Raw genomic sequence first — 14,449 nt, 5'->3', positions numbered from 1 at the left:
GTTGGGAGGGGGCGCAGAACGCGCCCCGCTGAAAACGGCAGTGACCGGTGTCACTCTGCGTCTTCCTCCTCCGCATCCAGGAGTTCCATGTTGAGGCCGAGGCCGCGCACTTCCTTGACGAGAACGTTGAACGATTCCGGCACGCCGGCCTCGAAGTTGTCCTCGCCCTTGACGATCGACTCGTAGACCTTGGTCCGGCCTGCCACGTCATCCGATTTCACCGTCAGCATTTCCTGCAGGGTGTAGGCGGCGCCGTAAGCTTCGAGAGCCCAGACTTCCATCTCACCGAAGCGCTGACCACCGAACTGCGCCTTACCACCCAGCGGCTGCTGCGTGACAAGCGAGTACGGGCCGGTCGAACGGGCGTGGATCTTGTCGTCAACAAGGTGGTGCAGTTTCAGCAGGTATTTCACACCCACCGTCACCTGACGCGAGAACTCTTCGCCGGTGCGGCCATCGAACAGGCGGGACTGGCCGCTTGTGTCAAAGCCCGCACGGGTCAGTGCGTCGTTCACGTCGGCTTCTTTCGCGCCGTCGAAAACAGGCGTTGCGATCGGAACACCACGGGTCACGTTGCCCGCCATTTCCAACAGCTCGTCCTGCTCTGCGTCGGCAAAGCCTTCGTTGTAGACCTCGTCACCGTAGACGATCTTGAGCGCGTCACGCACCGGAGTCATGTCACCCGAACGTTTGTATTCGCGCAGAGCCTCGTCCACCTGGATACCCAGCGCACGCGACGCCCAGCCCATGTGGGTTTCAAGGATCTGACCGACGTTCATGCGCGACGGAACACCCAGCGGGTTCAGACAGAAGTCGACCGGCGTACCATCCGCAAGGAACGGCATGTCCTCTTCGGGGACCACGCGAGACACAACACCTTTGTTGCCGTGACGACCGGCCATTTTGTCACCCGGCTGCAGCTTGCGCTTCACCGCGATGAACACCTTGACCATCTTCATCACGCCCGGGGGCAGATCGTCGCCGCGGCGGACCTTCTCGACCTTGTCCTCGAAGCGGGCGTCAAGCGTACGCTTCTGGATCTCGTACTGCTCGTGCAGGGCTTCGACGTGCTTGGCGTCGTCTTCCTCGGCCAAGGCAAGCTGCCACCACTGGCTGCGCGGCAGGCTTTCGAGAAGCTCTGCGTTGACCTCGGAGTTGGGCTTTACGCCACGCGGGCCTTTGACGGCAGTTTTGCCTTCGACCATCGTGCGCAGACGTGCGTAGATGTTGCGGTCAAGGATCGCAAGTTCGTCGTCGCGGTCACGCGCCAACGCCTCGATTTCCTCACGCTCGATCTGCAGCGCGCGTTCGTCCTTTTCGACGCCGTGACGGTTGAACACGCGCACCTCGACCACGGTCCCGTAATCGCCCGGCTTCACGCGCAGCGAGGTGTCGCGCACGTCAGATGCTTTTTCACCAAAGATGGCGCGCAGCAGCTTTTCTTCCGGGGTCATCGGGCTTTCGCCCTTGGGCGTGATCTTACCGACGAGAATATCGCCCGGTTCCACGTCCGCACCGATGTAGACGATGCCAGCCTCATCGAGGTTGCGCAGCGCTTCTTCACCGACGTTGGGGATGTCGCGGGTGATTTCCTCAGGCCCAAGCTTGGTGTCACGCGCCGCCACTTCGAATTCCTCGATGTGGACAGAGGTGAACACGTCATCCTTGGCGATCCGCTCGGAGATCAGGATCGAGTCTTCGTAGTTGTAACCGTTCCACGGCATGAAGGCGACGATGACGTTCTTGCCGAGCGCCAGTTCCCCCATGTCGGTCGACGGACCATCCGCGATAACCTCGCCCTTGCGGACGGTGTCACCCACCTTCACCAGAGGCTTCTGGTTGATACAGGTGTTCTGGTTGGACCGCTGGAACTTGCGCATGCGGTAGATGTCCACACCCGCGTCACCCAGCTCCAGATCTTCGGTGGCGCGGATAACGATACGTTCGGCGTCGACCTGGTCGATCACACCGGCACGTTTCGCCATGACCGCCGCACCGGAGTCACGGGCCACAACCTCTTCGATGCCGGTACCGATCAGCGGCGCCTCGGCGCGCAGGGTCGGAACCGCCTGACGTTGCATGTTCGAGCCCATCAGAGCGCGGTTGGCGTCGTCGTTTTCAAGGAAGGGGATCAGCGAGGCCGCAACCGACACCAACTGCTTGGGCGAGACGTCGATCAGGTCCACAGTCTCGGACGGGGCCAGCGTGTAGTCACCGGATTTCCGGGTCGACACGAGGTCCATCGTGAAACGGCCATCCTCGTCCAGCGAGGCGTTCGCCTGCGCAACGGTGTGACGCATTTCCTCGGTCGCGGACATGTAGTGCACTTCGTCCGTGACCTGACCCTCTTTGACCACGCGATACGGGGTCTCGATGAAGCCGTATTTGTTCACGCGGGCAAAGGTGGCCAGCGAGTTGATCAGACCGATGTTCGGACCTTCCGGCGTTTCAATCGGACACATACGGCCGTAGTGCGTCGGGTGCACGTCGCGCACCTCAAAGCCTGCACGCTCGCGCGTCAGACCGCCCGGGCCAAGCGCCGAAAGACGACGCTTGTGCGTCACTTCAGACAGCGGGTTGGTCTGGTCCATGAACTGCGACAGCTGCGAGGAGCCGAAGAATTCGCGAACAGCCGCAGCCGCCGGTTTCGCGTTGATCAGATCCTGCGGCATCACCGTGTCGATTTCGACCGACGACATGCGTTCCTTGATCGCGCGCTCCATGCGGAGCAGGCCGACGCGGTACTGGTTTTCCATCAGCTCGCCGACAGAACGCACACGACGGTTGCCGAGGTGGTCGATGTCGTCGATGTCGCCCTTGCCGTCACGCAGATCGACCAGCGCCTTGATGCACTTGACGATATCGTCACGGTCCAACGTGCGCTGGGTGTCTTCTTTGTCCAGTGCCAGACGCATGTTCATCTTCACGCGGCCAACGGCGGACAGGTCATAGCGCTCGCTGTCGAAGAACAGCGTGTCGAACAGAGCCGAAGCCGCTTCGACGGTGGGCGGCTCGCCCGGACGCATGACGCGGTAGATGTCCAGCAACGCGGTCTCGCGGGACATGTTCTTGTCCTGCGCCATGGTGTTGCGGATGTAGGGGCCGACGTTGATGTTGTCGATGTCCAGAACGGGGATCTCGGTGATGCCCGCGTCCAGTAGCTCTTTCAACGTACCGCCGGACACTTCACCGTCTTTGTCGACGGTCCAGGTCAGCTCGTCACCGGCTTCGACATAGATCGCGCCGGTGTCTTCGTTGATGATGTCCTTGGCGACAAACTTGCCGATGATGTGCTCGAACGGCACCAGCAGCTTGCTGACTTCGCCTTCGTCGATCAGCTTCTTGACCGCGCGGGGCGTGACCTTCTTGCCGGCTTCGGCGATGATCTCGCCCGAGTCCGCATCCACAAGGTCATAGGTCGGGCGGGTGCCGCGCACACGCTCGGGGAAGAACTTGGTCGCCCAGCCTTCGCCACGGCGGAATTCGAAATCAACCGTGTCGTAATAGGCGTCACAGATGGATTCCTGATCCAGACCCAGCGCGTAAAGCAGCGTGGTCACCGGCAGCTTGCGGCGACGGTCGATGCGCGCAAACACGATGTCCTTGGCGTCGAATTCAAAGTCGAGCCACGAGCCACGGTAGGGAATGATACGGCAGGCGAACAGCAGCTTACCCGAGCTGTGCGTCTTGCCCTTGTCGTGGTCAAAGAACACACCCGGCGAGCGGTGCATCTGGGAAACGATGACCCGCTCGGTGCCGTTCACGATAAAGGTGCCGTTGTGCGTCATCAGGGGCATGTCGCCCATGAAAACGTCCTGTTCCTTGATGTCCTTCACGGACTTGGCGCCGGTGTCTTCGTCGATATCGAACACGATCAGACGCAGAGTGACCTTCAGCGGAGCGCTGTAGGTCATGTCGCGCTGCATACATTCCTCGACGTCGTACTTCGGCTTCTCCAGCTCGTAGTCGACGAATTCGAGGATCGCGGTTTCGTTGAAATCCTTGATCGGGAAGACCGACTGGAAAACACCCTTGATGCCTTCGCCGTCGAGCGGCTGCGGCTGGTCGCCACTGTCAAGGAACAGCTTGTAGCTAGATTTCTGAACCTCGATGAGGTTCGGCATCTCTAGGACTTCGCGGATTTTGCCGTAATAGCGGCGGAGGCGTTTCTGACCGAGGAAACTTTGCGCCATGAGGGGAGCACCCTTTCGATTTTTCTCTGCCCGAACCTGAACGCTGCCGGGGGCACAGCGCTGGTTCACGTCAGTGACGGCATGAAACTGGTCCATTCTCGGCATGCGTCCCACCGCATGCCACTCGACCTGTGTTTCCTGCCTTGGAAAACTCCGCGACTGCGGGGCTTACCAAGACGGGGTTGGGAATTGCCAATGTCCGGTGCGTTTGTCTGGAACCGGATGCAGGGGCTGGTGTTGGGATATGTGCTGGGTGGCCACCTCTTTTCCGGAACGTAAAATCGCGGGCTCGAATCGCTCGACCCCGCAAGAGACTTCCGAATATTCGGTGAACGCGCCGAACGCAAGCCCCCATATCGGGTGCTTTGCAAAGACCGGCCTTGGGTCACAATGACAAAAACATGACAGGTGGTCAAGTTGAGAGGGGGTCTTGGTTAACATTTCCCTAACGCAACCGAGGCCCGTTAGCCCGCAATGCTAAAGCGCAAAAAACAAGGCGCCCCGAAAGGAGCGCCTTGCTGTAAAACAGTCGTAAGACCGAATTACTTGAGCTCGATTTCCGCGCCTGCTTCTTCGAGCTTTTTCTTGATTTCTTCGGCTTCGTCCTTGGACACGCCTTCTTTGACCGCTTTGCCGCCAGCTTCGACCAGCTCTTTGGCTTCTTTCAGGCCAAGACCGGTGATGCCGCGAACTTCTTTGATCACGTTGATCTTTTTGTCGCCAGCGGACTTCAGGATCACGTCGAACTCGGACTTTTCTTCTTCGGCTGCGCCGCCAGCGTCGCCTGCGGGGCCAGCCATCATGACTGCGCCGCCAGCTGCGGGCTCGATGCCGTACTCATCCTTGAGGATGGTTTTCAGTTCCTGGGCTTCCAGGAGGGTCAGGCCAACGATTTGTTCGGCCAGTGCTTTGAGATCTGCCATTTTGAGACTCTTTCCGATTTAGATATGTGTTCCAACGTCAGGGGGTATTCCCTACGCGGGTCAAAAGGTTGCTTACGCCGCCTCTGCCTTTTCCTCGATCGTGGAAAGGATAGACGCGATGTTCGAAGCAGGCGCGCCGATTGCACCAGCGATGTTCGAAGCGGGTGCGCCGATGCAGCCCACGATGGAAGCGATAAGCTCCTCGCGCGACGGCATTTTCGACACGGCCTCGACACCGGCACGGTCCAATGTGGTACCACCCATCGCACCACCAAGGATTTCAATCTTCTTGTTGTCCTTGGCGAAGTCTTCGACGACCTTGGCCGCAGCCACGGGGTCCTCGGAGAAGGTCAGTACCGTCATGCCGTCCAGATAGTCGGTGATGCCCTCAGCGGGCGTCCCTTGGACAGCAATCTTGGCGAGCTTGTTCTTGGCGACACGGACCGTCGCTTCTGCACCGCGAGCGCGGTTACGCAGGTCCGTCATCTCTGCAACCGTGAGTCCCTCGTAGCGGGCAACCACTACGACGCCAGAGCTTTCGAAGATCTGGCCGAGTTCCTCGACCAATTTTTCTTTCTGGGCTCTATCCACAGTTTCACTCCAATTGTTGGAGGGCGGACCCTCCGGCTCTCTTTGTTCGGGCGAGCCCGAACGACAAAGTCCGATAAGGGTCGACGCATCCTGTGCTTCCCGATGCGAACATCGAGGAGAAAAGAATGTCTCTTCCCGTCTCAGGCAGGAATTATTGGCAGCCTCGGGCGACCAACCCACCGTCTCGGACGAATCGACGAAGAACATGTTCCCCGCCGGAGTTGGCCGTTTACATCCTCGGCCTTAGTTTGGGAAGCCCCTTTGTCACGGGTTGCGGCAATTTTCTGCCCCACCCCGGAAAACGACAGCCCCCAATGAAAAAGGGCGCCCCGAAAGGCGCCCCATCGTTTCGAACGAAACGGAATTTACTGTGCGTTCGCGTCGTCAACCGACACGGAAACGCCCGGGCCCATGGAGGAAGACAGCGAGATCTTCTTCATGTAGGCACCCTTGGCGCCTGTGGGCTTCGCTGCGGAAACCGCGTTCACGAAAGCACGGATGTTTTCGACCAGCTTGGCTTCGTCGAAGGACACCTTGCCCACGCCTGCGTGCACAACACCGGCCTTCTCGGCCTTGAACTGGACCTGACCGCCCTTCGCGTCCTTGACAGCCTGAGCGACATCCATGGTCACGGTGCCGACTTTGGGGTTCGGCATCAGGTTGCGCGGGCCAAGCACCTTACCCAGACGGCCGACGATCGGCATCATGTCCGGGGTTGCGATGCAACGGTCGAAATCAATGGTGCCGCCCTGAATGGTTTCCATCAGGTCTTCTGCGCCAACGATGTCTGCGCCAGCTTCTTTTGCTTCATCAGCCTTGGGGCCGCGGGCAAAGACAGCAACGCGCACGGTTTTGCCGGTGCCGTTGGGCAGGCCGACAACGCCGCGGACCATCTGGTCTGCGTGACGCGGGTCAACGCCAAGGTTCAGAGCGATTTCCACCGTCTCGTCGAACTTGGTGTTGGAGTTGCCCTTGATCAGGGAAACCGCTTCTTCGACCGACAGGTTTTCCTTGCCAGCGAATGCTTCGCGCGCTGCGCGGGTACGTTTACCGAGTTTTGCCATAACGATTACCCCTTCACCTCGATACCCATCGAGTTGGCGGAGCCAACGATGATCTTCATTGCCGCTTCGACGTCGTTTGCCGAGAGGTCTTTCATCTTGGCTTCGGCGATCTCGCGAACCTGCTTGACGGTCACGGATGCGACGGTCTCGCGGCCGGGTGCTTCGGCACCACGGGGGCGGTTACGCTTGCCGACGGGCTTCAGGCCAGCAGCTTTCTTCAGGTAGTAAGACGCGGGCGGCGTCTTGATGTCCATGGTGAAGGACTTGTCCTGATAGTAGGTGATCACGGTCGGGCACGGCGCGCCGGGCTCCATTTCCTGCGTCTTGGCGTTGAACGCCTTGCAGAATTCCATGATGTTGATGCCGCGCTGACCCAGCGCCGGACCAACGGGCGGGGAGGGGTTGGCTTTGCCTGCAGGGATCTGCAGCTTCATCGTGCCGGCGAGCTTCTTTGCCATCGGCTAATCTCCTGTTCCATGTCCGACGACGCGTCGCCGGAACTCTAAGTGGCGTGGTCTGGTCCGGATCACGCGTGACCCTCGCCTCCCACGAAAAGCACACCGCACGGGGGATCCCCTGCGGCATGAGCGCGCCGTGTACCCCGCGCCATCCGGTTTGACAAGGGGTCAGTCGGCGCGGACAACCTGCTGCAGCCCCGCCAGACGTGCCAGCCGCGTCAGTTCCGCCTGTAACCTGTTGTCCCGCGCCGCAGATTTCCGAACGCCCGGTTCCCACCAAAGCTGGCTGACGGTCAGGGTGCCGGTGCGGCGATCCCCCTTGGCATCCAGCCGCCCGACGAATCGGTCACCTTCCAGCAGGGGGTAGACGTAATAGCCCCACTGCCGCTTCGCCGCTGGTACGAACATCTCGACCGTGTAGTCGAAACCGAACAACCGCTTGAGCCGTACCCGGTCCCGGATCGCCGGATCAAACGGGTTCAGGATACGCAACCGCTGCCCCGGTGTGGGCAGGGCATCAAGCCGCGCCTCGATATCCTCGGCGGCATACATGGGCATCACGGTGCCATCCGCCGCCTCGACCCGGATCTGGCGCGGCTTGGTACGCTCGGCCCATTCGGCAGTCTCGGCGGCCTCGGTCGCGTCCCAGAACTTGCGGATCTCGGTCAGGTTGCCAAAGCCGATCCGCGACAGGGCGGCCTGTGACAGGCCATCGATCTGCTCCTGATCCGACAGGGGCGCAACCTCGGGAAAGATACGCTCTGCCAGATCATAGTATTTGATCACCCCGTCACGATGGCAAGTGCCCAGACGGCCCGCGTACCACAGATAATCCAGCGCCTTCTTATGCGGAGGCCGCTGCCACATAGCATCGCTTTCGCGCACGGTGTCGAAATCGCGGGTGCACAGCGGCCCCTCGTCACGGATACGATTGAGGATCTCGGCGGCCAGTTCTTCTGCGGCGGTGCCAACATACCACGACCGCCCGACCTTGTGCTGCATGCGCCGGAACTGGCGCTGCCACAGCGGCAGCATCTCCATCGGCAAAACAGAGGCGTCATGGGTGAAATGCTCAAACACCGCCCGCTGGCGCAGCAGCTTGTCCAGCACGGGTTCGCGGTAGCGCTGCTGGCGGGACCACAGAATATGGTGATGGGCGCGGCTGATCACCTGAATGGTATCAAGCTGCACAAAGCCCAGATCGCAGATCACCCCCATCGCGTCGGGGGCACGCCCCTGCCCCGCCAAGCCATGCGTCTGCAACCACAGCCCGCGCGCCTGCCGATTTGTCAGTGTCAGTTCCGCCAAAGCCGCCCCCCGTTTCCCCCAGAGAACCAGCGATCAGCCAAAAGGGAAAGCCGGAAAGAAAAAAGGCGCCCCGCAGAAAGCGGCGCGCCCTTTATAATCTCGTGAAAGCCGGGCTTAGCCCTGCTTGGTCACCTGACCGAATTCCAGCTCGACCGGTGTTTCGCGGCCAAAGATGGACACGGCCACACGCAGGCGCTGGTTTTCGTCGTCGACACCTTCGACCATGCCGTCGAAACCCTCGAACGGGCCGTCGTTGACCTTGACCTTTTCACCGATCTCGAAGCGGATCTCGAGACGCGGGGTCTCCTCGCCCTCCTGAACGCGACCAAGGATCGCCTCAACCTCGGCGTCGCGCATGGGCATCGGACGCCCCTGCGGGCCAAGGAAGCCGGTGACGCGGTTGATGTTGTTCACAAGGTGAAAGCCCCGGTCCGACATTTCCATGTGAACCAGCACATACCCCGGCATAAAGCGACGTTCTGTCGTCACCTTCTTGCCACGGCGCACTTCGATGACCTCTTCGGTCGGCACCAGAACCTCGTCGATTTGGTCCTCGAGCCCCTGCTCTTCGACCGCTGTCCGGATCTGCTCGGCAATTTTCTTCTCGAAGTTCGAGAGAACGCTCACCGAATACCACCGCTTTGCCATGTCCGACCTCTGTTCATGCTTGCCCGTCAGACGGGCCTTTCGCGAAATGCCCCGAAACGTCCGAGGCGCCCTCTGGAAATAAATCGGCGCGCGAGCCTGTTACAGCCGCGCGCCGGAATTCTGAGCCTGTCCGATATACCACAGCGTCACGATTGACAAGGCCCCAGCCCCGTCACACGCGCTGTCGGTCAGTTGGTGCCGAAATACGTCAGGATGCCGGTCATGCCGGACCGGATCGCGATATCGACAATCGAAAAGAAGATCGCGACCAGCGACGCCATGATAAAGACCATTATCGTGGTCAGGGTCACTTCGCGGCGGGTCGGCCATACGATTTTGGACGCTTCTGCGCGGACCTGCTGGATAAACTGAAGCGGGTTCGTCGTCGCCATGTCGAAATTCCTGTTTGCTGTGCTGGGCGCAGCACGGGTCTGCGGTCAAGGGCATGTACGCAAGCCGCGCCCAAAACGCAAGGTCCCGCAGGTCATCAGGCACATGTGGAACCAATTGCCGCCGTGACGGTTGATCAGGCAATCCAGACGGGTCGCGACCTACCAGCTATCCCCGAACCGGTCGGGCCGTTTTGCAGTTTTCGCTCTGCAAGGCGGCTTTTGCGCTGCGCATATACGCCTAACCATATGATAAATATAAAATATCCCGGAACGAACTCGGCGGGGGCGTGTTGTTCACCCAGCAGGCAGGTTCAAACGCCTGCCAGATTGGATCTTAGGAGACACATCATGAACCGCATTATTTCTGCCGCCGCACTGACCGCCGCACTGACGACTGGCGCACTGGCCGCAACTGATTACGAAACTTCCACCATCAACCAGTACCTGCCGGACGTCGACGTCTCGACTCTGAGCGACCAACAGGTTGCCGCACTGGTGGGCATCGCCACCTCCGCAGACGAAGCGGACAAGGAACAGGAAATGCGCGCCTATATCGGTGCCGAGTCCTCGACCATGACCACCACTGGCGAGACCCCGACCCACATGAGCGACATGTCGAACTACGACAGCGTGATCACCGAATACCTGCCGGACGTTGACCCCGCGACCCTGTCGGACGAGCAGAAAGCCGCGCTGGTCGGCATGGCAAGCTCGGGCGATGACGCCGACAAAGAGCAGCGCATGCGCGCCTATCTGAAGAACTAAAATCGCCGCACACTCACGGACAAAAGGTCGCCTTCGGGCGGCCTTTTTTATTGTCCGGATCACCGATCACGCACCCGTGATCAAAGATACCCAAGACCTCACAATTACTTGAAGATAAAAAGTAAATCACAGGGAACGAACTGGGTCAAGCGGGTGTTGAGCACTCAGAAGGACGGGGGACACGCTCTCGTCGATGATACGAAATTCTCTGAGGAGATACACGATGAAACGCTTTATTACTGCTACCGCTCTGACCACCGTGATCGCAACCGGCGCATTTGCTGCCAACCAGTTCGACACCAACACCATCCACCAGTACATCCCCGAGGTTGACGTCTCCACTCTGTCCGACCAGCAGGTTGCCGCACTGGTGAGCATCGCAACGTCGGAAGACGAAGCAGACAAAGAGCGTGAGATGCGCGCCTACATTGACACCTACCGTTCGCCCGCTGTGACCAAGTCGGTCACCGTTGTTCCGGCTGACGAAGTTGTTGTCGTCGAGAAGGTCGAAACCGAGCAGGGCGAATACTACGACAACGTGATCGCGTCCTACCTGCCGAACGTTGACGTGGACAGCCTGTCCGACCAGCAGAAGGCCGCCCTGATCTCCATCGCGACCGAATCCGCTTCGGAAAACGACAAAGAGCGTGAAATGCGCGCTTACCTGATGAACTAATTCAGGCTTAGGTCTGGACTTTAAGGGGTCGCCTTCGGGCGGCCCTTTTATTTTGCGCCTGCGTTATGCCCCGCCCACATCAGGGGCGGGGGCATATGTTTGTCTAACCCAGCAGCTTTGCCCGCTCGGACCGTAGGGCCACCCACAGGCAATACATCATTCCCAGCAAAACCACCGTGAAGGGAATGCCCATGCTGACCGCGGCGCCTTGCAGCGCGTTCAGCCCGCCACCCAAAAGCAGCGCAATGGCAACAAGCCCCTCGAATGTGCACCAGAACACGCGCTGCGCCACCGGCGCATCCAGCTTGCCACCCGCCGTGATGGTATCGATCACAAGCGAGCCGCTGTCAGACGATGTGACAAAGAAGACCACGATCAAAACCAGACAGATCGGCGCGATAAGATTGTACAGCGGCAACTGGTCGATCATGCGGAAAAACGACAGCTCGGGCTGGTAGGCGATGACCACATCCTTTGCCCCCTCATACCCGGCGGCCAGTTGATCCAACGCCATCGTGCCAAAGACCGACATCCACAGGCAGCACACCAAGGTCGGCGCAATCAGCACACAAATGATAAACTCGCGCACGGTACGACCATATGAGATGCGCGCGATGAACATGCCCACAAACGGCGACCATGCGATCCACCACGCCCAGTAGAATGTCGTCCAACCGTGCATATAGCCAGTGTCCTCGCGGCCAAAGGGATTGGACAGTGCGGCAAAATTCACCACGTAATCCGCCATCGCCGCGCCAAAGCGTTCCAGCAGACCCAGCGTCGGCCCCACGATCAGGACGAAGATGAACAGCCCCAGCGCCATCAGCATGTTGATCTCGGAAAGCCGTTTCACCCCCGCATCCATGCCCAACAGCACCGATACCAGCGCAATTGCCGTGATCCCGAGGATCAGACCGACGGTCAGCATGTCCGACAGCGGAATGCCAAAGACATCGTTCAGCCCGGCCGCCACCTGTTGCGCCCCAAGACCCAGCGAGGTCGTCAGGCCAAACAGCGTGGCAAAGACCGCGAGGATGTCAATGACATGGCCCCACCACCCCCAGACCCGCTCGCCCAGCAGCGGATAAAAGGCGCTGCGCAATGTCAGCGGCAGACCAAGGTTAAAGCTGAACACCGCCAAGGACAACGCAACCAGCACATAGATCGCCCACCCGCTGATCCCCCAGTGAAAGAAGGTGCCGACAAGGGCGAGGTTCTCGTTCCCCGGCAGCGACGGATCGCGTCCCAAAGGCCAGGAGTCCAGCTCCGGCAGCGTGTAATACATCGGCTCAAGCACCGAGAAGAACAGCAGACCAATCCCGATGCCGGCGGAGAACAGCATCGCGATCCAACCGGCGTAGCTGTATTCCGGTTTGGCGTCCGCGCCGCCCAGCCGCACCTTGCCCACCGGCAAAAACACCAGCGCCAGACAGAACACCACCATCAGATTGACCGACAGCATCAGGAACCAGTCAAACTTTGACGTCAGAAAGGGCCGCAGCCAGCCGAAAAAAGCGGCAGAGGCCTCTTGGTTGAACAGCGACGCCGCCACAAAGGCCACGACAAGCGCGCCGGATATCACAAAGACTGGGTTGTGGATGTCCAGCCCCATCGGCTGGATGTTGTCCTGTCCGATCTCATACTCTGTATCGAAATCAAGCACGTTGGGATTGGCGTCATCCGAATCCTCTGTATCGCTGGAAGCCATGCGAAAACTCTCCTATGGATGGCATGCCGGTCAGGGGAACCTGCATCTAATGTGCTGAAATTAGGCTCATTCCTGCGGTGGTCAAATTTGTCGCACCCATCCGCCCCAAACCGAACCCACAACCAAAAAGACAGCGCGACGGGGCAAAAAATCCGGCATTCCGCGCGCGGGGCGTCTTGCCTTTTGCCGCGCGCTGTTGACGATGGGCCGCATGAGCCAGACCGTATTCGCCCCCTGGGATGATCCCGCCGAAAAGCCCCTGATCCAGTTCAAGGGCGTGACCAAACGCTTTGGCGATTTTGTCGCCATCGACGACCTGACCCAAGACATCTACGCGCGGGAATTCTTTGCCCTGCTCGGCCCGTCCGGCTGTGGCAAGACCACCCTGATGCGGATGCTTGCGGGGTTTGAACAACCCACCTCGGGGCAGATCCTGTTGGGCGGCTATGACCTGACCGACATTCCCGCCAACCAGCGCAGCGTCAACATGATGTTCCAAAGCTACGCGCTGTTCCCGCATCTGTCGGTCTGGGAAAACATCGCCTTTGGTCTGCGCCGCGCGAAAAAGCCCAAGGACGAGATCGAACAGCGCGTGCGGGAAATGCTGCGCCTGACCCGTCTGGAAAAATTCGCCCAGCGCAAACCGCACCAGATCTCTGGCGGGCAACGGCAGCGTGTGGCGCTGGCCCGTTCCCTGGCGCGGGCGCCGAAACTGTTGCTGCTGGACGAACCCTTGGGCGCGCTAGACAAGAAGCTGCGCGAGGAAACCCAGTTCGAGCTGATGGATATTCAGGAAAAGACCGGGACCACCTTTATCATCGTGACCCACGACCAAGAGGAAGCCATGACCGTGGCCTCCCGCGTGGCGGTCATGGACAACGGCAAGATCATGCAGGTCGACACGCCAGACCGCATCTACGAAGCGCCCAACAGTGTCTATGTGGCGGACTTCATCGGGGACGTGAACCTGTTCCGCGGCACGGCGCAGCTGCGCGAAACATCGGTGCCCGCGCTGGATCCCGTGGCCCAGCCGCTGCCCGAACCCACCAGCCCCGAGGCAGAGGCCGCATTGAACGACATGGCCGCCGAAGCCGCGCGCACACCGCAGCCCAACGCGCTTGGCATGAAACTGCATGACAAGGTCTTTGCCCCCGTCTTTGGTCGCTGGATCGACGAGCCCAAGGCCCTGCCCATGCCCGACCCGATCACCGACAGCCCGGCCCCTGCGGCGCCACAGACCCGCAGGCGGGGCGACACCAAGATCCCCGACGGCGGTCTGGAACTGCACTGGGCGGACAACCAGCCGCCGCTGATCATTGCCAACGGCGATCCCGCGCGCGGTGGTCAACAGGTGGCGTTCTCCCTGCGCCCCGAAAAGATTTCGATCTGGAAGGACCGCCCCGAGGCCGCCAATGTGCTGCGCGGCAAGGTCATCGACATCGCCTATCTGGGCAATATGTCGACCTATCATGTCGAGCTGGCCAATGGCGCGATGGTCAAGGCCAAGGTCGCCAACACCCGCCGCATCGCCAACCGCGACATCACGTGGGAGGACGAAGTCTGGCTGTCATTCACCGCAACCGCCGGAGTGGTGCTGGAGGACGATTCGTGACCGACGTCCCCGCTTTGGACAGACCCGCCCCCACACGTGCGCGCAATCTGGCCTTGGGTCTTACGCTGATCGGATGCGCGATGCTTGCGGCGCAGGTGATTGCCGGGCTGT

At 60.3% G+C, this 14,449-nt stretch carries 12 protein-coding genes; 3 read left to right on the top strand and 9 right to left on the bottom strand.

Annotated elements, in window-relative coordinates:
• Positions 1–50: 50 nt before the first annotated feature.
• The 8 genes from rpoB to secE form a co-directional block, all read right to left on the bottom strand.
• Complete coding sequence (gene rpoB / locus ACN5AZ_RS09490) at positions 51–4,193, bottom strand: DNA-directed RNA polymerase subunit beta (protein ID WP_419428633.1); 4,143 nt, start codon at positions 4,191–4,193, stop codon at positions 51–53.
• Between the two features lie 542 nt (positions 4,194–4,735).
• Complete coding sequence (gene rplL / locus ACN5AZ_RS09485) at positions 4,736–5,116, bottom strand: 50S ribosomal protein L7/L12 (RefSeq protein WP_058247707.1); 381 nt, start codon at positions 5,114–5,116, stop codon at positions 4,736–4,738.
• Between the two features lie 72 nt (positions 5,117–5,188).
• Positions 5,189–5,707, bottom strand: coding sequence for a 50S ribosomal protein L10 (gene rplJ / locus ACN5AZ_RS09480; RefSeq protein ID WP_419428632.1), 519 nt, complete (start codon positions 5,705–5,707; stop codon positions 5,189–5,191).
• Positions 5,708–6,072: 365 nt separating this feature from the next.
• A complete protein-coding gene (gene rplA, locus ACN5AZ_RS09475; RefSeq protein WP_419428631.1) occupies positions 6,073–6,771 on the bottom strand; it encodes a 50S ribosomal protein L1 in 699 nt (232 codons plus the stop codon).
• A gap of 5 nt (positions 6,772–6,776) precedes the next feature.
• Positions 6,777–7,229 (bottom strand): 50S ribosomal protein L11, encoded by a 453-nt coding sequence (gene rplK / locus ACN5AZ_RS09470; protein ID WP_419428630.1) that lies wholly within the window; start codon positions 7,227–7,229, stop codon positions 6,777–6,779.
• 168 nt (positions 7,230–7,397) lie between these two features.
• Positions 7,398–8,537: a winged helix-turn-helix domain-containing protein gene (locus ACN5AZ_RS09465; protein ID WP_419428629.1), complete on the bottom strand. Its 1,140-nt coding sequence runs from the start codon at positions 8,535–8,537 to the stop codon at positions 7,398–7,400.
• A gap of 114 nt (positions 8,538–8,651) precedes the next feature.
• Positions 8,652–9,185 carry a transcription termination/antitermination protein NusG gene (gene nusG / locus ACN5AZ_RS09460; protein ID WP_419428628.1) on the bottom strand — a complete coding sequence of 178 codons (534 nt, stop codon included), beginning with the start codon at positions 9,183–9,185 and terminating at the stop codon, positions 8,652–8,654.
• Positions 9,186–9,373: 188 nt separating this feature from the next.
• Positions 9,374–9,577: a preprotein translocase subunit SecE gene (gene secE, locus ACN5AZ_RS09455; RefSeq protein WP_419428627.1), complete on the bottom strand. Its 204-nt coding sequence runs from the start codon at positions 9,575–9,577 to the stop codon at positions 9,374–9,376.
• Positions 9,578–9,925: 348 nt separating this feature from the next.
• Between secE and ACN5AZ_RS09450 the strand changes: the two genes are divergently transcribed.
• Together ACN5AZ_RS09450 and ACN5AZ_RS09445 are read left to right on the top strand one after the other, a co-directional pair.
• Complete coding sequence (locus tag ACN5AZ_RS09450; protein ID WP_419428626.1) at positions 9,926–10,342, top strand: hypothetical protein; 417 nt, start codon at positions 9,926–9,928, stop codon at positions 10,340–10,342.
• Between the two features lie 223 nt (positions 10,343–10,565).
• The gene (locus tag ACN5AZ_RS09445) at positions 10,566–11,018 is read left to right on the top strand and encodes a hypothetical protein (RefSeq protein ID WP_419428625.1); all 453 of its coding nucleotides are present in this window, start codon (positions 10,566–10,568) and stop codon (positions 11,016–11,018) included.
• Positions 11,019–11,121: 103 nt separating this feature from the next.
• Here ACN5AZ_RS09445 and ACN5AZ_RS09440 read toward each other — a convergent pair whose 3' ends face one another.
• Positions 11,122–12,726 carry a BCCT family transporter gene (locus ACN5AZ_RS09440; protein WP_419428624.1) on the bottom strand — a complete coding sequence of 535 codons (1,605 nt, stop codon included), beginning with the start codon at positions 12,724–12,726 and terminating at the stop codon, positions 11,122–11,124.
• A gap of 211 nt (positions 12,727–12,937) precedes the next feature.
• Here ACN5AZ_RS09440 and ACN5AZ_RS09435 point away from each other — a divergent pair, with 211 nt between their 5' ends.
• Complete coding sequence (locus tag ACN5AZ_RS09435) at positions 12,938–14,338, top strand: ATP-binding cassette domain-containing protein (protein WP_419428623.1); 1,401 nt, start codon at positions 12,938–12,940, stop codon at positions 14,336–14,338.
• Positions 14,339–14,449: the final 111 nt, after the last annotated feature.

Origin of the sequence: Sagittula sp. SSi028 (assembly GCF_048553715.1) — a bacterium.
In the GTDB taxonomy this organism is placed as follows: Bacteria; Pseudomonadota; Alphaproteobacteria; order Rhodobacterales; family Rhodobacteraceae; genus Sagittula.
Note: the sequence above shows the minus strand (reverse complement) of the source record. Positions and strands in the feature narration are given on the sequence as shown.